This window comes from Pseudomonas sp. NY8896, assembly GCF_039634505.1.
In genome coordinates this window covers 2,177,453-2,198,939 of record NZ_CP132350.1, presented here as the reverse complement: position 1 = coordinate 2,198,939, position 21,487 = coordinate 2,177,453, and the positions used below count along the sequence as shown (strand labels likewise).

The window sequence follows — 21,487 nt, the reverse complement described above, 5'->3', positions numbered from 1 at the left end:
TGGTTGCCAATGCAAGGAACAGCACATGCCCCTACGCCTGTCCAAAGCCCTGCTCATCACCATCGGCTTCGCTGCGGCCCTGGCCGCCTGCAGCCGTATCGACCTGGCCTACCGCAACCTCGACCGCCTGGTGCCATGGTCGCTGGGTGATTACCTGGACATGAACCGCGAGCAGAAGGCTTTGCTCGACGACCGGCTCAAGGAGCACCTGGCCTGGCATTGCAAGACTCAGCTGCCCGGCTACCTCGACTGGCTGGACCGGATACGCGGCATGGTCGCCGACGACCAGGTTACCGACCAGGCCCTGCAGCAACGCACCCGCGAGGCCCGCGAAGCGATTGGCCGGGTGGCCGAGGAAATCACCCCTTCGGCCACCGAGTTGCTGCGTGGTATGAGCGACAGCCAGGTAGCGGAGATGCGCGCGGCCTTCCGCGACGACATCAGTGAGCGGCAGAAGCAATACGTGGATACCCCTCTGCCGAAGCAGATCGCCCGCCGTACCGAACGTATGGAAAAACGCCTGACACCGTGGTTTGGCGAGCTGACCCCGGTGCAAAAACAACGTGTGCGGGCCTGGTCCGAAGCGCTGGGCGATCAGAACCGAGAATGGATCGCCAACCGGGCCCACTGGCAGCAGCAATTGCTGTTGGCGATGAACCAACGCAACGACGCGAGCTTCGAGCCGCGCCTGGCGACCTTGTTGCAGCACAAGGAGAGTTTGTGGACACCCGAATACCAGGCGGCCTATCAGAACACCGAGCGGCAGGCGCGCAGCTTGCTGGTGGATCTGGTGCAGCAAAGCACCCCGCAGCAGCGGCGGTTCTTACAGGAGCGGTTGGGCAAAGTACGTACCGATTTCAGTGATTTGAAGTGCCTGAAAGGTGCACCCGCCTGAGCTATCACCTTGATGCGGTAGCGGTGTGGCAGCTATCTAACACAAGCATTGGATCGGCTCATGCACGCTGTCGGCTTGGCCTGAAACCCAGGCCATGCCCCTACCATTATCGCGAGGATCAGGTGCATGAACGCTGAATCGACAATCCAAAAAGAGTTCAACCCTTTCATTTCAGGCACGCTTGAAGAACTGTTGAAGACCATAGCGTCAGACGGTGTGATATCAATAGAAGAATACCAGCAGGTCCGCGAAGAAGCGGACAAACGCATGGAAAACCTCATTGGCTTGTTCGGCACCCGCAACAGCACGCTGAAGGCCTACATGAACTCCATGGACGTCACCATGCAACTGCTGCAGTTGACAGCGCTACAGGCCAAGAACGCCAAACTCACGGATACTGGCGAAGCGATTGTCCGCGATGCATTGATGGCCCAGGTCGAGTACCTGCGGGCCGGTGCCAACCTCGTACTCAGGCTGCTGTAACAACACCCCAGGTCTCGGCGGACCAACGCTCGCTGAGGCCTAACGCCCCTTGCGCCGATAGGGAAACACATCGATCACCTTCCCCTCGCGTATCGCCGCCTGCAGCCCCTTCCAGTAATCCGCGTCATATAGTTCACCATGCAAACGGCTGAACAGCCGCCGCTGGCCCATATCGGCAAACAGAAACGGCGGAAACTCCTCGGGGAACACGTCATGGGGCCCGATCGAGTACCACGGCTCGCCCGACATTTCGTCCTCCGGGTAACGCGGCGGCGGGATGTGGCGGAAATTCACCTCGGTCAAAAAGCTGATTTCGTCATAGTCGTAGAACACCACCCGGCCATGGCGGGTAACGCCGAAGTTCTTCAGCAACATGTCGCCGGGGAAGATGTTCGCCGCCGCCAACTGCTTGATGGCCAGGCCATAATCCTCCAGCGCCTCCAGCACCTGGCCCTCGCTGGCATGCTCAAGGTACAGGTTCAGCGGCGTCATGCGCCGCTCGGTCCAGCAATGTCGGATCAGCACCGTGTCGCCCTCCAGCACCACCGTCGACGGTGCTACCTCGAGCAGTTCGGCCAGGCACTCCGGCTCGAATTTGTCACGTGGGAAGCGAAAATCGGCAAACTCCTGGGTATCGGCCATGCGCCCCACTCGGTCGACGCTTTTCACCAGCCGGTACTTGTCGATCACCGTGGCCCGGTCGACTGTTTTCGACGGCGAAAAACGGTCCTTGATGATCTTGAACACCGTATTGAAGCCCGGCAGAGTGAATACGCTCATGACCATGCCACGCACCCCCGGCGCCATGATGAAGCGGTCATCGCTGTTGGCCAGGTGGTTGATCAACGCCCGATAGAACTCCGACTTGCCGTGCTTGTAGAAACCGATCGACGTGTACAGCTCGGCAATATGCTTGCCCGGCAGGATACGCTTGAGAAAGTTGACGAACTCCGCCGGCACCGGCACATCGACCATGAAGTACGAGCGGGTGAAGGAAAAGATGATCGACACCTCGGCCTCGTCGGTGATCAACGCATCGGCCTCCACCCCATGGCCTTCGCGGTGCAGCAGCGGGATCACCAGCGGCCACTGCTCATCGCTGTTGTACAGCCTGCCGACCAGGTAGGCCCCCTTGTTGCGGTACAGCACAGGCGAAAACAGCTCAACCGTCAGCGTCGAGTCCTTGCATACCCAGTCCGGCAGGTGTTCACGCAGTTGCGCTTCAAGCCGTGACACGTCGCTTTCAAGGTCGCCATAAGCGAACGCGTAGTCAGCGAAGATTGCCCGCAACAGGCTCTGGAGGCTGGCATCAAGGCAATAGGTACGGGTTTGCGCAGCGCGCTGGTGGCTGCGGATCGATGGCCGGGTGGTGTGGATGAACATGCAGCCGTCGCTGATCTGGTCATGGCTGAACAAACTGCAGAACAACGAGTTGTACCAGGTCTCCGACAGTTCATCGTCCAGCCGTGGGTCGATCAGGCGGATGTAGGCACTTTTCACCAGAGGCCACTGCTCCACCTCCAGCAGCACCTCATCATCGAATGCATCACGCAACCAGCCATTGACCTCGCCGACCTTCTGTTCGTACAGGTTGATCCGTGCAGCGGCGGCCCGCTGGATATCTTGCCAACGCGCCTGTTCGAAGCGCTCGCGCGCGCCGAGGGTGATGCGGCGGAAGTGCTCGCGATAGTCGTCGAAGCCATCGAGGATCATCCGGGCGATCTCGCCGGCAGGCCAGTGCTGAGTCATGCGGGACACCTCGGTGCGGGGTGAGATAGACAGCTTAGCCGCACTCTCGAGGGAGTGTCGCCAGCACCGGCCTGTTCGAGGGATCCGAATTGCACCGCAAGAAAGCACAAGAATCCCCCTGCCCCCTGACGTACACTCGCGCCCCTGCCCTGTACCCGGAGACCGCCGTGAGCCCCATCGCCCTAGCCCGCCTGCTGACCCTTGCCGCCGTCTGGGGGGCGAGTTTCCTGTTCATGCGCATCATCGCCCCCGAACTCGGCACGGTGCCGACGGCGTTCTTCCGTGTGTCCATCGCCTGCCTCGGCTTGGTCGCCATCGTTGCCGCCGCCCGCGTGCGCTGGGACTTCCAGGGCAAGCTCGGCGCCTGCCTGGTGTTGGGCATGATCAACTCCGGTATCCCCGCCACCTTCTATTCCGTCGCCGCTCAGGTATTGCCGGCCGGTTACTCGGCGATTTTCAATGCCACCACGCCGCTGATGGGCGTGCTGATCGGCATGCTGTTCTTCCGCGAACCCATGACCCTGCCGAAGCTGTGCGGCATCTTCTTGGGCCTGTTTGGCGTCGGCATCCTCAGCGGCGCCGGCCCGGTAGCGCTGGACATGGCCTTGCTGCAAGGCGCCCTCGCCTGCCTGGCGGCCACCACCTGCTATGGCTTTGCCGGGTTCCTCGCGCGCCGCTGGGTCAGCGGCCTGGACAGCCGCCTGTCGGCGCTGGGCAGCATGCTTGGCGCCACCTTGCTGCTAAGCCCAGTGTTCGCCTGGAGCGCGCTCAGCCAGCCGCCCGCCAGCTGGGGCGGCTGGCAGGTATGGCTGTCGTTGCTGGGCCTGGGCCTGCTGTGCACCGCCTTCGCCTACATCCTGTACTTCCGCCTGCTCGAAGAAATCGGCCCGGTCAAAGCCAGCACCGTGACCTTCCTGATCCCGGTATTCGGCGTATTGTGGGGGGCGTGGTTGCTGGACGAGCCGCTGTCGATGGCACACCTGTACGGCGGCTTGCTGATTGGCATGGCACTGTGGCTGGTACTGCGGCCGGCGCGCAGTTGAGGCGGAGCACACGATGAGCAGCGCGTACAAGAAGGTCCTGTTCCGCCTGGAGCAGGACGCAAACGGCTACCCACCGGCCTCGGTCGAGGGCCTGTGGGCCAAGGCCGTGGAAGGTGGCTATGCCGTCGACAACATTCCCTTCCATGTCTACGGCATCGCCCCGGGTGACGTCATCGCTACCCGTGAAGAACAAGGCGAGACCTGGTTCGCCGAGCTGTGCCACAGCAGCGGCAGCTCGGTGTTCCGGGTGATCGTCAAACCACCGGAAACCCTCGACCAGGTGCGCGCCGCCTTGCAGGACTTCGGCTGCAACTGCGAAACCGAGCAGGCAGTGAAGATGCTGGCGGTCGAGGTCCCGCCGCAGCGTTCGCTCGACACCCTGCTCTATTACCTGCTCACCCAGCGCGAGGCCGGCTTGTTGGACTTCGAGGAAGGCGTACTGCACCACGCCATCCCCGAAGAGTTCCGCTAAGGCCTACGCCTCTGCCAAGCGCGCGGCGGGTTTGCGAAACACGAACAGCAAGCCCACCACGATCAGCCCCATGCCCAGCAGGCTGAGCGGTGCCAGGCGGTTACCGAAGATCAGGAAGTCCATCACCGCGGTTACCGCTGGCACCAGGTAGAACAGGCTGGTGACGTTGACCAGGTTGCCTTTGGCGATCAAGCGGTACAGCAGCAAGGTCGCCAGCAGCGAAACCACCAGCCCCATCCACAGCAGCGCACCGACAAAACCGCCGGTCCACGCCACCTGCAGTGGCTGCAGCGGTGCGAACAGCGCGCACATGGCGAAGCCCGCCAGGTATTGCAGCGGCAGCGTGCCCATGGGGTTGTCGGTAATGCGCTTCTGCAGGATCGAGCCAAAGGTCATGCTGACCAGCGCCAGCAGGGCGAACAGCATCCCCGCCAGCGACACCCCGCCCAGGTTGATGCCCTGGTAGACCACCATGATCAAGCCGCCCAGCCCCAACCCCAGGCCGAACAGGCGGCTCCAGGAGCGCTGACGCTCCATCAGCACCACGGTGAGAATCGGTTGTACCCCCATCACCGTGGCCATGACGCCAGGGGTGACGTGGGTGTTGAGCGCCAGCAAGTAGAAGATCTGGTAAGCGCCGAGCAGCACACACCCAGTACCCAGGGCGCGCAGAATGCCCCCGCGTGTACGCGGCCAGCGCAGCCCCAGCAGCGGGCTGACCATCAACAGGCCGGCCAGGGCCAGCGCCGAGCGCAACAGCAGAAAGGCGAACGGGCTGGCATGCGCCAGGCCCAGCTTGGAGACGATCGCCCCGCTGCTCCACAGCAGGACGAACAGGCTGGTAGTGGCCGCCGAGGCCACGGATGCTTTGTTAAAGACAGACATGTATTGCCACCTGATATAGGCAGATAAGCCAAACGGACGGCGTGCGCTTCAGCGAGGGAAGTAGCCGACCGTGTTCAGTAGGTTGCGTGTGCGAAAGGGAGCGGCCAGAAGCCGATCAGCCCAGCACGACCACGCAAGGAGGCGGAGCTACGCCGCCTACAACGCCACTGACAGGTGGTGGGTAATGACTGATCATGACCGGCTGCTGGCTACCACGCACGACCATGCCCGCGACGGGCGCGATGGCAAAGCATGGGGTGGAAGGGCTGGCTGGCATGAACAGGTCTTCGGGAAGAGAACAATGGGTTGGACTATAGCCCGGCGACTCACGGCTGACAACCTCGTCGGTATAGGTGCGGCGCCAGTGCTGGTTAATTTTCCACCGCCCCGGCTCGTCTGAATGCGAAACGCAGCACGCATTCACCCGTTTCGAGGATCACCAATGAACGTATCCACCTGGCTCTACCGGCCAGCCCAGATCACCTGCCTGCTGCTGGTCAGCGCCTACGCCCACGCCGCCAAGCCCGGCGACGTGTTCAAAGACTGCAAGGACTGCCCGGAAATGGTCGTGCTGCCCGCCGGCAGCTACGTGATGGGCGCGCCCGACGACGAAGTCGGCCGCCAGCCCGACGAAGGCCCATTGCACACCGTGACCTTCGCCAAGCCGTTCGCCATGAGCCGCTACCAGGTTACCGCCGGCGAACTGGATGCCTATATCAAGGCCACCGGCACCGTCATCAAAAGCGGTGACGACCGCCCCGGCCGCTGGTGCGAGGCCAGCAAGCCGACCTACAAGCAAGGCCCCCGCCAGCCGGCGGTGTGCGTCGACTACGACGAAGTGCAGGCCTACGCCCAGTGGCTGGCCAAGACCACCGGCAAACCCTACCGCATGGTCAGCGAGGCCGAGCGCGAATACGCCGCCCGCGGTGGTTCCACCGGGCCGTTCCCCTTCCCCTTCGACGAGCCGGGCAAGTATGAGATCAGCAAGCACGCCAACACCTACGGCCCCCGCGACGGCTACACCTACACCGCGCCGGTGGGCAGCTACCCGGCCAATGCCTTCGGCATGTACGACATGCACGGCAACGTCTACGAGTGGGTTGCCGACTGCTACCACGAAAGCTACGAAGGCGCCCCAAGCGACGGCAGTGCCTGGATCCAGGACCCCACGTGCATCCGCGCGCACATGCGTGGCAACGACTGGGGCGAGCCGCCGATCTTCTCGCGCTCAGCCAACCGCAACGACCGCCTCAAGACCACCCGCGGCGACTTCCTCGGTTTTCGTGTAGCACGCGAATTGTGAAGTTGTGACGCGGTTAACGCAGCAGTGGTGAAAAATACAGTCAATAAGAATCGTTCCGGTTTTTCACGGTTGCTGCGTCACATACCAGACATAGAAAAAAACCCCTCTGCCAACGAGACCGCAATAGATGTCCAAGTCCTTGCCCGGCCCGCTCAACCCGCTTGCCAAAGCGTTACTGATCCGTCACTCCCTTCGCCCCCGGCACGCGTTGTCTCGCGTCGGTCTGGGCCTGGCGCTGTCCACGGCGCTGGTTGCCCAGGTGCAGGCACAGGAGTGGACCCTGGATATTCCGGCACAGTCGATGAATTCGGCGTTGCAGGCACTGGCCAAGCAGACCGATATGCAATTGCTGTATAGCCCGGAGGACATCAGCGGGCTGCGTTCCACGGCGCTCAAGGGCCGGCATGACCTGCAGTCCTCGCTGCGCACCCTGCTGCAGGGGACCGGGCTGCGTTATCAGATCGATGGCAATACCGTGACCGTGACGGCGAGTTCGGCGGGAAAGGACGGTCAGGTCGAGCTTTCGGCGACCAACGTCAATAGCACTGGCCTTGGCGCCACTACCGAAGGCACTGGTTCCTACACCACGGGTGTGACCAATACAGCCACCAAAATGAACCTGTCGATCCGCGAGACGCCACAGACCATCACTGTGGTGACCCGCCAGCGAATGGATGACCAGCACCTGAGCAGCATGACCGATGTGCTGAAGCAGACACCTGGCATCACCATGTCCCAGGATGGTGGTGAGCGCTTCAACATCTATTCTCGTGGCAGTGCCATCAACACGTACCAGTTCGATGGTGTTACCACGTTTCAGGACAACCAGACTCGCAACATGCCCAGCACCTTGCTGGACATGGCCCTTTATGACCGAGTGGAGATCGTCCGTGGTGCAACGGGCCTGATGACGGGTGCCGGTGACCCCAGTGCGGTGGTCAACCTGATCCGCAAGCGCCCGACGCGCGAGTTCAAGTCCTACATCCAGGGCGATATCGGCTCCTGGGACTACTACCGTGCCGAGGCTGACGTTTCTGGTCCCCTGACCAAGGAAGGCAACGTGCGCGGGCGTTTTGTCGCTGCGCAGCAAAACAACCACACGTTCATGGACTGGTACACCCAGGACCGCAGCATCCTGTACGGTGCCCTGGAGGCCGACCTGACCGACACCACCCTGGTTCGCTTCGGCATTGACCGGCAAACTTACAAGGTCAACGGTGCCTCGGGTGTTCCACTCATTTTCACCAACGGCCAGCCCACCCACTTTTCTCGTTCGAAAAGTTCCGACGCTCGCTGGGGTTATGACGACTACGAAACCACCAACTACACCATGACGCTCGAACAGCAACTGGCCAACGACTGGCAGTTGAAAGTCTCGACCCTGTACATGGACGTTGATCGCAATACGTTCTCTTCCTACGTTTCGACAAGAACCAACAGGTCATACCTGGAACCGGATGGCTCAACAACCATCAGTGCTGGCGTGGCCTCGGCGGATCAATACCAAAAAGGTGTTGACGCCTCCCTGCAAGGGCCGTTTCAACTGTTTGGCCAAAGTCACGAACTCATTTTTGGCTACAACTATCTTGAGTACGAGAACAAACATCGCGAATACGCCGGGCCTGATCAGGATATCAACTACTTCACGTGGGAAAACGTGACCCCAAAACCCGGTAAAGACGAGCTTTCGCCAAGCATCAAATATGACATTTTCAACCGCCAAAGCGGCTACTACCTAGCCGGGCGGTTCAACTTCACCGATGACCTGCATCTGATTCTGGGCGCGCGAGCTTCCGACTACCGCTTCGACTACAGCCTTGGCATCATCGACAGCCCCGATGCGCCGCCCACCTACAACATGAAAGAGCATGGTGTAGTGACGCCGTATGCGGGGTTGGTCTATGACCTGACCCATGAGCAATCGGTGTACGTCAGCTACACCGACATCTTCAAGCCACAAAGCAATATCGACGCCAGCGGCAAACCACTTGACCCGGAAGTCGGCAAGAACTACGAAATGGGCTGGAAAGGCGAATTCCTGGATGGCCGCTTGAACGCCAACGTTGCCATCTACCTGGTACAAAGGGATAACTTCGCCGAAGAGACCACCGAACCTGCACCCAACGGCGGTAATGCCTACAAAGCAGTGGATGGTGCGCAAACCAAAGGCGTGGATCTGGAGCTCTCGGGCGAAGTGCTACCTGGCTGGAACGTTTTCACCGGCTACAGCCACTCCCGCACCGAGGATGCTGACGGCAACAGGCTGACCACCCAACTGCCAATGGACACCTTCCGCCTCTGGAACACCTACCGCCTGCCAGGCGAATGGGACAAGCTGACTGTGGGTGGGGGCGTGAACTGGAACTCCAAATCCACACTGCAATATGCGCGCTATAACAGCCACGTCACCCAGGATGACTACTTCGTCACCAGCCTGATGGCTCGCTACCGCATCAACCAGAACCTGGCGGCCACGCTTAACGTCAACAACGTATTCGACAAGAAGTACTATGCAGGCATGGCCGGCAGTTATGGCCACTACGGTGCACCACGCAACGCTACGGTGTCACTGCGCTACGACTTCTGAGCCGCGCTGGCCAGACCCACGCAAGTCCTGGGTCTGGCCACACACTCCCCGCGTCACCTCCCCGTCACTGCGTTCAACTTCCCGCCGCACACCTAAAGCGCTGCCCTTGCGCATGTTTACCCAGGACAGCAAGGTCACGTCTACGCGCTGAGCAAACGACATCGCCCCACGCCGACAGCCTGTGTGCTGTCGGCGTGGGGCGAGAGGTGATGGTGCCCTGTAAACCTGACAGTGACCGTTACTCGACCATGGAGCCCTCTTTCAACCAGTGCATGGCCAGACCGTCGATAACTTCACGCTGCCTGAGAATGTCGTAGTGCCCTGCCTCCACTGCATGGCTTGCCTTCGTTGCGAAAGTCCAGGCCGCGTCGCCATTGCGGCCCGCCCACCAGCATGTCGCCAAGGCTTGGGTGGGAGGCAGGCTGGTCAGGTTCAATGACAAAGCTTTCAGACGCATCGCCACCGCAAAGGTATGGGCCAGCTCCGAACTGTCGATATCGGCATAAAGCGATGGCTCGGTCTGCGCAGCACGAACGGCCTCGATGGCACCCTGCAACGTCGAAACGTCCGTCCCCACGGCCAGCTCAGGTACTGCCAGGCGGTCTTTTGGCACACCCAGCAATACACTGAGGAAGCCCTGCAAATCCTCCGTCCAGTCCTCGGCCACCTCGGTATGCAATGCACAGGGCACGAAGCTGTCCACCAGGCCGAGCAATGCTACCGTCTGGCCCTGACGCTCCAGCTCCTTGGTTACCAGCACCGCCAGGGTTCCCCCCAACGACCAGCCTGCCAAGCGGTATGGGCCTGCCGGCTGCTTCTGGCGGATGTATTGGGCATAGTCGATGGCCATCGCCTGCAACGATTCATCTTGCCACGTGCGGTCGAGCAGCATTCGGCACTGCACGCCATAAACACTGCAATGCCCCTCCAGGCGACGCGCCAGCGGCTCATAATCGAATACCGTGCCGAAACCTGCATGCAGGCAGAACAACGGTGTGGCATGGGCCACGCGGGTGTTGAGCAACAACACAGGATCCAGGCAGGCTTCATCCGCCGAATAACCTGACAGCTCACCAATGGTCGGTTTGGCCATCACGTCACGCAACTTCAGATCCAGCGCCAAATCGCTGTGCGCACGCACTTTGGAGAGCATTTTCAGCACCCGAAGCGAATCCCCCCCCAGCTCGAAGAAGTTGTCGTCGACTCCAATCGACTCAACACCCAGCACGTCTTGCCAGATGTGCGCCAAGGCCAACTCGGCTTCATTGCGCGGTGCCCGGTGCTGCCGATGCGCGGCAAAATCAGGCGCCGGCAGCGCCTTGCGGTCGACCTTGCCATTGGGCGTCAACGGCATCGCCTCCAGCACCACCAGTTGCGCCGGGACCATGTAGTCCGGCAGCTCGGTACGCAGGGCTTCACGCAGTTGTGCCGGGTTCGTATTCTCGCTGCCACTGACCACATAACCCACCAGCTGCTTGCCGGTGGCGCCTTCACGCGCCACCACAACCGCATCACGGACATCGGCCAAGTTGCGCAAGCGCGCCTCGATCTCGCCCGGCTCGATACGGAACCCGCGGATTTTCAACTGGTTGTCCAGCCTGCCGATGAAGTCCAAGGTGCCATCGGCACGGCGGCGTACGCGGTCACCAGTGCGATAAAGACGCGCGCCTTCCGCGAACGGGTCCGCGACAAAACGCTCGGCGGTAAGCGCTGCACGCTGGTGATACCCCCGCGCCAGCCCTTCACCGCCGATATAGAGCTCACCCGCCACGCCATCAGGCAACGGGTTGAGGTCCTGGTCGAGTACCTGCAAGGTCCGCAGGCCCACACGATCGCCAATCGGCGCATACACCGCCTGACAGGACTGATCGGCCGATACCTTCCACAGCAGGGGTGTCACCACCGTCTCGGTAGGCCCGTACCCGTTGGTCAGGTACTGTGGCCTTAGCGTGCGCTTGACCAGCTCGAACAACGCATCGGGCACCGCATCGCCACCAAAGCAGTAGATACGCACTGGCGGTGCAACCTGTTGCTGGCTCTCGCCGAACTCGGCCAACTGCTGCAGATACGCCGGAGGGAAGCAGGCGATATCGATGCGTTGCTCATGCAGCACCTGCCAGGTTTCCTCTGCCGTCCACAGGCGATTGCCACGGATCACCAGGCAGCCACCCGACGACAGCGTCGACAGCCAGCGCTCTTGCGCGCCGTCGAAAGCGAATGACATGAACAGCAGCTCACGGGTGCTTTCGTCCATCTCATAAAGTTCGGCAATGGCTTGGCAGTGCATGCGGATCTGCCCATGGCTGACGGCCACCCCCTTGGGCTTGCCAGTCGAACCCGAGGTGTAGATCAGGTACGCCAGGTTGTCATCTTCCACCCGCGCGCGTGGCACACCGTCGGGCAGGCCCGCCAGCGCCAGGCGGTCAAGCTCTACGATTCGCCCAACCGTGTCGAAACGCTGGCTCAAGGCACTGTTGGTCAGCAGCAGGTGCATGGCCGAGTCTTCGACAATCCATTGCAAACGGTCCTGCGGATAATCAATGTCCAGCGGTACATAGGCAGCACCGGTCTTCATCACGGCAAGGAAGGCAACGATCACCTCGACCGAACGCTCCAGGGCAATACCGACCGTACTCTCCGGCTTGGTGCCCAAGGCGATCAGATGGTGCGCCAGGCGGTTGGCGCGCTGGTCGAGTTGCGCATAGCTCAACTGCTGATCACCACATACGACGGCCAGGGCGTCAGGCCGCAACCGAGCGTGCTCGGCAATGCTCCGGGCCAGATGCGCAACATGCGTCGTAGCTGCCGCCAGCGTGTTGCGCTGACGGGTCTGCTGGCTCTGCTCCAGTGTCAGCATGTCGAGGCTGCCCAGCGTGGCATCCGGGTTATCCAGCATGCCCTCGAGCAGCCGCTCGAAGCTGCCGCGGATAACAGCCACTGCGGCCTCGCTGAAGCTGCCACGCAGGTACATGAACTCTACCGAAAGTGTCTCGCTCAAGTGCACGGCCAGGTCCATCGCATAGTTGGTGACGCCGCGCTCGCTCACTGCACCAAACTGCAACGCACTGTCGCCACTGTCGTTCAGGCGTTCGTCCAGCGGGTAGTTCTCGAACACGATAATGCTATCGAACAACGGTTGCCCCGGGCGCCCCGCCCAGCGCTGAACATTCGACAGCGTGGCATGTTCATGGTCACGCAGCTCAAGGTTGTAGGCTTGCAGTTGCTGCAACCAGTCGTTGACACGCCAATGTGCAGCAGGCGCCTGGACGACAGGCAGTGTGTTGATGAACAAACCGAGCATGTTGTCCACCCCCGGCAAATTCGCCGGCCGGCCAGCCACGGTGGCGCCAAAACAGACAGCCTGCTGCCCGCTATAGCGCTGCAGCAGCAGCAACCAGGCAGCCTGTACCAGCGTATTGGGCGTTACCCGCAAGCGTTGAGCCTGGGCGCGCAGGCGCTCGGTTCGCCTGGCATCCCAATGCAGGTACAGCGCGGCATGCCCAGGCAAGTTGGCATCCGGTCGTGGCAGCAACGTCTGCTCCAGCAGGGTCGAGCTTTCAAGGCTGCCAAGCTTGCGCGTCCAGAACGCCTCCAGCTCATCCTGGGGCTGCGCCTCGAGCCAGCGGATATAGTCTCCGAAGCGCGGTACCTGGGTATCCAGCGCTTGCCCGTGATAAGCCTGGAACACTTCACCCAACAGCCGCGAGTTGCTCCAGCCATCCATCAGGATGTGATGGCGGGTCCAGATCAGTTGCATGCGCTGTTCATCCAGGCGCACCAGCGTTACCCGCATCAACGGTGCCTGCGACAGGTCGAAGGCCTGCTCGGCATCAGCATCGACCAGTGCCTGCAAAGCGTCGGCCTGGTCATCACGCGCACGCCAGTCCAGCACACGGATCGGCAGCTCGACATGGCGATGGACGATTTGCAGTGGCTGTGCCAGTTGCGCGTCTGACCAGAAGCTGGTGCGCAGAATGTCATGACGCGCCACCACCTGCTTCCATGCCTGGGTGAAGCGTTCGATATCCAGGCCGTCGACCGCAACCGATGTCTGGTTGAGATAGAGCGCAGCGTCCCCTCCCTGGTCGCTGTAGAACAACATGCCTTGCTGCATCGGCGACAGAGGGTAGATAGCGTCAACCTGCGCCACCGGCACCGGCAAGTGCTGCAACTGCGTCTGGGTCAGGCCGGCCAGCGAAGGTTGTTGGCTACTTGTCACCGGGTCATCGGCAACCTGCTCACCCACCTCGGCTACAGCGGCCAATTGCTCAACGGTCTGATACTGGAACAATTGCTTGGGTGTGAAGCGGATACCCGCCTGGCGCGCGCGACTCACCACTTGTATCGAAATGATCGAGTCACCACCGAGCTCGAAGAAGTTGTCCGTTACCCCGACTTGCGCCACTTTCAATACGGCACCCCAGATATCCGCCAACTGCCGCTCGAGCGCGTTGCGCGGAGCCACATGCTCGCCCTGCGACTGCGTCTGATCGATATCCGGGAGGCGTTTGCGGTCGAGCTTGCCACTTGGCGTCATGGGCATGTGCTCGAGCAGCATCAGGTAGCTCGGCACCATGTAATCCGGCAAGCCGGCCTTCAGAGACTGCTTCAGCGTTGCCCGCAGCTCCGCCTGATCCGCGCCCTGGTCAACCGCGACCACATAGCCGCACAGCTGCTTGACGCCGGCGTGGTCGACAACGATCACTGCAGCCTGGCGAACCTGTGGGTGCGCCTGCAAGTGCTGCTCGATTTCCCCCAGCTCGATGCGGAAACCGCGAACTTTCACCTGATGGTCGGCCCGGCCACGGTAGGCAAGTTCACCCTGCTCATCGAAGTAACCCAAATCGCCGGTGCGGTACAAGCGAGCCCCCGCTGTTTCGGCCAGCGGGTCAGGGATGAAGCGCTCCGCCGTCAACGACGGGCGCTGGTGATAACAGCGTGCCAGGCAGCCGTCACCACCGATGTACAACTCACCCGGCACGCCAATCGGTGTAGGCAACAGGCCGTCGTCCAAGGCACGCAGGGTACGCCCGGCCAACGCGCGGCCAATCGGTACACCGCTATGTGCCGCAGGCACCTGCGCAAGCCGTGAGCAATCGTACGTGGTCGCCACCACGGTGGCCTCGGTAGGGCCGTAGGTGTTGAGCAGACGCACCTGCGCCGGCCCATCCTCCAGCCAGGCCTGCAACCCGTCCAGGGCCACCGCCTCACCCCCCACATGAATCTGCTTCAGCTGGCCATAGGCAACTGCAGCGCGACGGTCCAGCGCCAACAAGCGCCAGTAGGCTGCCGGCAAGTCAGCCACCGTAATGCCGTGGCGGATGACCTGCGTGCTGAATGTGTCTGTGTCCCACAGCTGCTGATCGCGCATCACCACGCAGGCGCCCCGTGACAATGGCGGGAAGAACTGCTCGATGAACCCGTCAAAACTGAACGTGGCGAACTGTAGCACCCGGTCATCCGGCGTCAGTCGCGAATAACCACTGGCAACTTCACAGAAGACTGACAGTGCCTGGTGAGCAATGGCCACCCCTTTCGGCATGCCCGTGGAGCCGGAGGTGTAGATGACATAGGCCAGGCTGTCGAGCGAGACCTCACATAACAGCGGCTGCTCACTGCAGTCTTGCAGCCAGTCCTCACCTGACTGTAGCTCGATACATGGCAACTCAGCAGGGACCGGCATGCGCGCCATCGCCTCGGCGTCACCCAGCAGCAGGCCGATGCCACTGTCCTCGATCAGGTAGGTCAGGCGGTCCTGCGGGTAATCCGGATCCAGCGGGACGTATGCCGCCCCGGCTTTGTGGATGGCAATCAAGGCCACGGCCAGCGCCAACCCACGCTCGGCGGCAACCCCAACCAGGCTGTTGGCGGTAACACCGTGCGCAGTCAGCAGATGCGCCAGACGATTGGTGCGCAGGTCCAACTCTCGGTAAGTCAGCTGTTGCTCGCCGAACACCAGCGCTGTCGCACCGGGGCGCTCTCGGGCCTGCAACTGGAACAACTGGTGAGCGCACAGGCCCGACGGGCTAACTGCCTCGCTTTGGTTCCAGTCATGCAGCAAAAGTTGGCGCTCTGCATCTCCCAGCATCGGCAGCTCGCCGATCGCCACCGAGGCATCATTTACCAGCGCCCGCAGCAGGTTGCCGAAGTGCTCGGCCAGACGCTGGATAGCCTCGTCGTCCCAACTGCCGCGGTTGTGACTGTACTGAATGGCCAAGGTGTCACTTAAGGTGGCCGCCAGGGTCAGCGGGTAGTTGGTCTGCTCCAGGTTGGCCACCGGACCAAAGCGCAAGCCATCGGGTGCACCTTCCTGCAAGGCCTGGGAAACCGGGTAGTTCTCGAACACCAGCAAGCTGTCGAACAGCGCTTCGCCACCCAAGCCGGCCCAGCGTTGTACCTCATTCAACGGGGTATGCTCGAAGTCACGCAAGGCCAGGTTGCAGGCTTGCACCTGGGCAACCCATTCGGCAACGGTCTGTTCGCTGCGCGGCGCACCGACGACTGGGAGGGTATTGATGAACAGGCCGATGTGTTCTTCCACCCCTGGCAGATCCGCCGGACGCCCAGCCACAGTGGCGCCAAAGCAAACGGCAGATTGACCGGTATAGCGTTGCAGCAGCAGCAACCAGGCTGATTGCACCAAGGTATTGACGGTGACCCGGTTGGCACGTGCAAAATTTTCGATGCGCTGGGTCGTCGAGTGGTCGAACAACTGATAGTGCTCACCCTGGCCTGACTGCGGCGCAGTGCTTCGGCGTACTACCTGAGCCAGCCGGGTCGACTCCTCCAGCGGTGCCAGTTGGTCCTTCCAGAACGCTTCGGCTGCTGCCGCGTCCTGGCGTTGGAGCCAGGCGATATAGTCACGATAAGGTGCGGCCGGCGCCGTTGCTTGCTGCCCGGCGTAATGCTGCAACACCTCGCCCAGCAGGCGCGAAGTGCTCCAGCCATCCATCAGGATGTGATGGTTGGTATAGATCAGGTGGTGGCTGTCATCTGCCGTGCGCACCAGGGTCAGCCGCTGCAACGGAACCTGGTCCAGCGCGAAGCCGGTTTGTCGGTCGCTCTCGGCCAGACGTTGCAGCTGCTCCGACGCTGGCTGACCACGCCAATCGTGCTCGGCCAAGGCCTGCACGACCTGCTTGTGTACCACTTGCACAGCCTGGTCGAGCTCTCCCTGCCAGATAAAGCCACTGCGCAGGATCGCGTGCTTATCCACCGCCGCCTGCCAGGCCTGGCGGAAGCGTTCCACGTCCAGCCCCTGAACATCCACGCGCAACTGGTTGATGTAGTCGCCGGACTGCTGTTCGTAAAGCGTATGGAACAACATGCCCTGCTGCATCGGCGACAGCGGGTACACATCGGCTATCTGTTCGGCCTCTATCGGCAGGTTGTCCAGTTGCGCCTGGGTAAGGTCAGCCAACGGGAAGTCCGAAGGCGTCACGCCACGGTGCTGCGGTTGGCGGCAATGATCGATCAGTAGCGCCAGCTCTTGCGCATAATCGTCGGCCAGGTGCTGGATGGTGGCTGTATCGAAAATGTCCCGGCTGAAGCGCCAACCCAGTTTCAGCTCCCCACCGTACACCTGCCCGTTCAGTGCCAAGAGGCTGCCCAACGGGGCACTTTCATCTTGGGTGGCACCGCCGTACTCCTTGGCCGGCACGAACAACCCTGCCTGCTGGTCGAAGCTGGCGTCGAACTGGCCGAGGTAGTTGAACACGACCTCACCCCGTGGCAATGCCGCCAGGGTCGCTTGCGCTTCAGGGCTACCCAAGTAGCGCAGCAGGCCATGGCCAAGGCCTTTGTTGGGTACCGCGCGCAACTGCTCCTTGATGGTCTTGAGCGAGTTGACCAGCCCGGCCTGTGGGCTGAGCCTGACCGGGTACATGCTGGTGAACCAGCCCACACTGCGGCTCAGGTCGCCGCCCTCGAACAGGTCTTCACGGCCATGGCCTTCCAGGCGTACCAGTACCTCGGCACGACCGGTCCAGCGGCTGATCACTCGCGCCAGGGCTGTCAGCAACAAGTCATTGATCTGCGTTCGGTAGGCGGCCGGCGCTTCCTGCAGCAGTTGTCGGGTCAGTTCGCGGTCCAGCTGGGTGCTGACCGAGGCGGCATGGCGTTCGAGGTTGCTGCCTTGCGGGCGGTCGCACGGCAAGGCATCACTGGCGCCTTGCAGTTGCGCCTGCCAATACCCCAGTTCCGCTTGCAGCTGCGCGCTGGCTGCATAGTCCTGCAGCTGCTCGGCCCAGGCCTTGAACGAGGTGGTCTTGGGCTGCAGTTTCAACGGCTGCTCATCGCGCAGCGCCTCATAAGCCTGCTGCAGATCTTCCAGCAGCACACGCCACGACACACCGTCCACCACCAGATGATGGATGACCAGCAGCAAGCGCTGGCCGCCGTCTGGCAAATCGGCCAGAACGGCGCGCAGCAGCGGCCCATGCGTCAGACTCAAGCTGCGTTGCGCCTCGTCAGCCAGCTGCGTCAACGCCTCGGAATCTACCACCGTACGATGCCATAACAGGGCGTGCTCTGCATCGCCGAACTCGGCCTGCCAGCGGCCATGCGCCTGGGTAAACTGCAAGCGCAAGGCATCATGGTGCGCCACCAACGCCTGCACGGCCGCTTGTAGGTGATGTTCGTCCAACACCTCGCTGGTTTGCAGCATCACCGATTGGTTCCAGTGGTGGCGCTCGACGATATCTGACTCGAAGAACCAGTGCTGGATCGGCGTCAGCGGCATGCTCCCCACTACCCGTCCCTGGTCGATCAACGTACTCACCTCACGCCGAGCAACCGCAGCCAAACCTTGCACGGTCTGGTGCTGGAACAGGTCTTTGGGCGTGAACTGTATGTCCACCTGGCGAGCACGGCTGACCACCTGCAGCGACATGATCGAATCGCCGCCCAGCTCGAAGAAGTTGTCGGCAAGGCCGACTCTTTCCAGCTTGAGCACGTCGGCCCAGATGGCCGCGATCTCTCGTTCCAGCTCGGTTTGCGGTGCCACGTACTCGCCCTGCAACAAGCTCGCATCAGGCGCAGGCAAGGCCTTGCGGTCGAGCTTGCCGTTGCCGGTCAGCGGCAGCTGCTCCAGGAACAGCAAATGCGCGGGCACCATATGCTCGGGCAGGCTTGCCTTCAGTTCGCTTCGCAGGCTGTCACGTAGCCTGGCCTGCTGCTCGGTGTCCTGCAGCACCTCAGACTCAACTGGCACCACGTAACCCACCAGTTGCTTGCCACTGGCGCCATCCACCGCCAGCACCGCCACTTGCCGTACCGCTGGTTGTTCGATCAGGCGTGCTTCGATCTCGCCCAGCTCGATACGGAAACCGCGAATCTTCACTTGATGATCGATTCGCCCGATGTACTCGATGACGCCATCGCTGCGGTAACGCGCCAGGTCGCCCGAGCGGTACAGGCGCCCGCCATTGCCATCGAACGGGTTCGGTACGAAGCGCTCGGCTGTCAGCCCGGGGCGGCCATGATAGCCACGCGCCAGGCCCGCCTGGCCAATCAACATTTCCCCCGTGCAACCCGGCAGAATCGGGTTCAATGCTGCATCGAGCAAGTACCACGACAGGTCGGGAATCACCTCGCCAATCGGGCTGCTGGCACCTTTGTGCAAGTCTTCGAAAGTGACCGGCCGATACGTCACGTGCACGGTGGTTTCGGTGATGCCATACATGTTGATCATGCGCGGCCGACGGTCGCCGAATACCTCGAACCAAGGCTTCAGGCTGCTCACTTCCAGGGCTTCGCCACCGAACACCACGTGCCGCAGGGCCAGGCCCTGCCCCGCTTTCATCGCCTCGCAGGCCACCGGGATCAGCGGCTTGAACGCAGAAGGTGTCTGGTTGAGTACGGTGACCTGCTCGCGAACCAGCAATGCGTGGAAGTCTTCACTGGAGCGCGCCACATCCTTGGGTACGATGATTGCCTTACCGCCATACAGCAACGCGCCGTACAACTCCCACACCGAGAAGTCGAAGGCGTAGGAATGGAACACCGTCCACACATCGCTGGCATCGAAGTTGAACCAGTGCTGGGTGGCCGCAAACAGGCGTACCACATTGCGGTGTGGCAACAGCGTGCCTTTGGGCTTGCCGGTTGAGCCGGAGGTATAGATCACATAGGCCAGGTTGTCCGGGGTCACTCGGCACACGGGGTTGGCGTCGCTGTAGCCCGCGAGGCCGGCGTGGCCATCCAGCACAAGGGTTTTCACCCCTGCCGGTACTGGCAGCGCATCACGCAAATGCTGCTGGGTCAGCAACAGATGAATGCCGCTGTCCTGGAACATGTAGCTGAGACGGTCCTGTGGATACTCTGGGTCCAACGGCACATAGGCAGCGCCAGCCTTGAGTATGCCCAGCAGGCCGATGACCATTTCCAGGCTGCGCTCCACAGCCAGGCCAACCAGCACATCCGGCCCGGCGCCCAGTTCCAGTAGTTTGTGTGCCAGTTGATTGGCGCGGCGGTTGAGCTCGGCGTAACTCAGGGAACGCTCACCGAACACCAGCGCCACGGCATCTGGGGCGGCCTCGACCTGGGCTTCGATCAGTTGGTGAAGTGGCCGCTCTGCCGGGTAGTGGGCCAGCGCCGGGTTCCAGGCGCGCTCGATCTGCTGCTGCTCCTGCTGGCCGATCAACGGCAGCTCGACGATCCGCTGCCCAGGCTGGCGAACGATGGCCTCCAGCAGGTTCACCCAGTGCCGTGCCATCTGCTCGATGGTGGCAGCATCGAACAGGTCGACCGCGTAGCTCAACGCGGCACCAAGGCTGTGTTCGTATTCGAAGGTATCCAGGGTCAGGTCGAACTTGGCCGTGTCGTGATCCCAGCTCAGCCCCTCCACGTGCAACCCTTGCACGCTGCGTTGCTTGCCCTTGGCCTGCATCTGGTGGTTGTACATCACCTGGAACAGCGGGCTGTGGCTCAGGCTACGCTCTGGTTGCAAAACCTCGACCAGTTGCTCGAAGGGCAAGTCCTGATGGCTTTGCGCCCCCAACGCTCGCTGCTTGACCTGCTCCAGCAACTCGCTGAAGGTCATCTGCAGATCGAACTCAGCGCGCAACACTTGGGTGTTGACGAAAAAGCCGATCAGCCGCTCGGTTTCTACCCGATTACGGTTGGCAACCGGCACCCCGACGCGAATGTCCGGCTGCCCGCTATAGCGGTGCAACAATGTCTGGAAGCTGGCCAGCAGCAGCATGAACAAGGTCGCACCCTGCTGTTGGGCAAGCTGCTTGAGTGAATGCACCAACGCGTCCGGCAGCCGAACCTCGTGCCGGGCGCCACGGTGGCTATTGGCGGCAGCACGTGGGCGGTCGGTCGGCAACTCAAGCACCGGCTGGTCATCGCCAAGCTGCGCCTTCCAGTACGCCAGTTGGCGCTCTTGCTCACCCGCCTCCATCCACTGACGCTGCCAGATCGCATAGTCGGCATATTGCACTGGCAACGTTGGCAGCTGCACGTCTTCACCTTGGCTGTATCCCGCATACAGCTGCATCAGCTCGTCGATCATCAGTGGCATCGACCAGCCATCGGAGACGATGTGATGCATTGTCACCACCAGCACATGCTCGTCCTGCGCAAGGCGCAGCAACTTGACCCGTAGCAGCGGCCCCTGCTGCAGGTCGAATGGGCGACGCGCCTCGGCCTGCACCTGCTCCAGCACGTCACGCTCAGCGGCGCTCTGCAGCATCAGGATGTCGAGCACCAAGGTGATTTCGGGGTGAATGACCTGGACGGTACCCTGCGCCTCTTCCCTGAAGAGTGTACGCAGGGTCTCGTGGCGGGCGATCAAGGCTTGGAAACTGCGCTGCAAAGCCTCGGCATCCAAGCGGCCGCGCAGACGCAGCGCAGCCGGGACGTTGTACGTCGGTGCACCAGGGTCAAGTTGCCACAGAAACCACTGCCGCTGCTGGGCATACGACAGCGGTAGGGAGGCTTCAGGCTCACGCTTGAAGATCGGGGTGACGCCATAAAGGTTCACCCCCTGCTGCTTGAGCAAGGCTGCCAGGGCCTGGCGCTCTTTGGTGGACAGTAGCTTTACAGACTCAAGCAGCTCTTGCACAGT

At 61.9% G+C, this 21,487-nt stretch carries 10 protein-coding genes; 6 read left to right on the top strand and 4 right to left on the bottom strand.

Features of this window, described 5'->3' with window-relative positions; all coding sequences use genetic code 11:
• Positions 1–25 precede the first annotated feature (25 nt).
• Positions 26–895: a DUF6279 family lipoprotein gene (locus Q9451_RS09795; protein WP_012273648.1), complete on the top strand. Its 870-nt coding sequence runs from the start codon at positions 26–28 to the stop codon at positions 893–895.
• A 126-nt stretch (positions 896–1,021) separates the two neighbouring features.
• The gene (locus Q9451_RS09790; RefSeq protein ID WP_012273649.1) at positions 1,022–1,378 is read left to right on the top strand and encodes a hypothetical protein; all 357 of its coding nucleotides are present in this window, start codon (positions 1,022–1,024) and stop codon (positions 1,376–1,378) included.
• 39 nt (positions 1,379–1,417) lie between these two features.
• On the opposite strand, the gene aceK is transcribed toward Q9451_RS09790, so the two are convergent.
• On the bottom strand, positions 1,418–3,127 hold the full coding sequence (gene aceK / locus Q9451_RS09785; protein ID WP_012273650.1) for a bifunctional isocitrate dehydrogenase kinase/phosphatase: 1,710 nt from the start codon (positions 3,125–3,127) through the stop codon (positions 1,418–1,420).
• A 167-nt stretch (positions 3,128–3,294) separates the two neighbouring features.
• On the opposite strand from aceK, the gene Q9451_RS09780 reads away from it, so the two are divergent.
• Together Q9451_RS09780 and Q9451_RS09775 are read left to right on the top strand one after the other, a co-directional pair.
• Entirely contained in the window at positions 3,295–4,170 is an 876-nt protein-coding gene (locus Q9451_RS09780; RefSeq protein WP_041166558.1) for a DMT family transporter, read from the top strand.
• 13 nt (positions 4,171–4,183) lie between these two features.
• A complete protein-coding gene (locus Q9451_RS09775) occupies positions 4,184–4,642 on the top strand; it encodes a DUF4265 domain-containing protein (RefSeq protein ID WP_012273652.1) in 459 nt (152 codons plus the stop codon).
• A 3-nt stretch (positions 4,643–4,645) separates the two neighbouring features.
• Here the strand turns inward: Q9451_RS09775 and Q9451_RS09770 are convergent, their stop codons facing one another.
• Positions 4,646–5,527: a DMT family transporter gene (locus Q9451_RS09770; RefSeq protein ID WP_012273653.1), complete on the bottom strand. Its 882-nt coding sequence runs from the start codon at positions 5,525–5,527 to the stop codon at positions 4,646–4,648.
• A 115-nt stretch (positions 5,528–5,642) separates the two neighbouring features.
• On the bottom strand, positions 5,643–5,804 hold the full coding sequence (locus tag Q9451_RS09765; protein ID WP_171577262.1) for a hypothetical protein: 162 nt from the start codon (positions 5,802–5,804) through the stop codon (positions 5,643–5,645).
• A 165-nt stretch (positions 5,805–5,969) separates the two neighbouring features.
• Here Q9451_RS09765 and Q9451_RS09760 point away from each other — a divergent pair, with 165 nt between their 5' ends.
• A complete protein-coding gene (locus Q9451_RS09760) occupies positions 5,970–6,830 on the top strand; it encodes a formylglycine-generating enzyme family protein (protein WP_012273654.1) in 861 nt (286 codons plus the stop codon).
• Positions 6,831–6,957: 127 nt separating this feature from the next.
• A complete protein-coding gene (locus Q9451_RS09755; protein ID WP_345960910.1) occupies positions 6,958–9,417 on the top strand; it encodes a TonB-dependent siderophore receptor in 2,460 nt (819 codons plus the stop codon).
• Between the two features lie 238 nt (positions 9,418–9,655).
• Here Q9451_RS09755 and Q9451_RS09750 read toward each other — a convergent pair whose 3' ends face one another.
• Complete coding sequence (locus tag Q9451_RS09750) at positions 9,656–21,484, bottom strand: non-ribosomal peptide synthetase (RefSeq protein WP_012273656.1); 11,829 nt, start codon at positions 21,482–21,484, stop codon at positions 9,656–9,658.
• Positions 21,485–21,487 lie beyond the last annotated feature (3 nt).